This is a genomic window from Bradyrhizobium sp. NBAIM03 (genome assembly GCF_020194055.1).
In the GTDB taxonomy this organism is placed as follows: Bacteria; Pseudomonadota; Alphaproteobacteria; order Rhizobiales; family Xanthobacteraceae; genus Bradyrhizobium; species Bradyrhizobium yuanmingense.
Genome location: NZ_JADYVS010000273.1, coordinates 1 through 390 on the forward strand (window position 1 = coordinate 1; position 390 = coordinate 390).

Annotated in this window: 1 protein-coding gene; it reads right to left on the reverse strand. The window is 66.2% G+C overall.

Annotated features, from left to right (window positions below; translation table 11 throughout):
• Nucleotides 1-390 (reverse strand): hypothetical protein (locus I6F21_RS38480; RefSeq protein ID WP_225184486.1); only part of this gene is annotated, 390 nt, incomplete at both ends.

A 390-nucleotide genomic window follows, 5' to 3' on the forward strand; every position in this document is an offset into this window, starting at 1 on the left:
GTGGTGAAGTTGTTGCGCGCCCAGAAGTAGCCCACGCGGCCGTAGGCCTGGCCGTCGGGCTGGATGTTCAGCACCACGATGTCGAGCGCCTGGTTCGGATCGATCAGGCTGGCTGAGCTGGAGTAGCTACCCCACGGCTGGCCGACCAGCGAAGTGGCCAGCGTATAGACCGACTGCGTGCCCGAAGCGAACTTGGTGATGAGCGTGTTGATGATGCCGTCGCTGATCTTGCTGGAGCCGTATTCGGCGTTTTCCACCCACAGGTTGACGATGCGCCCGTCGGTGGCCGTGGCTTGCTGGCGCAGCGTGGCCGTGCGCACGGTGGCGGTGCCGTCCGGCTGCTGGTGGTTCCACGTGCGCTGTGTGCCGACGCTGGCCACCGACTGCGGG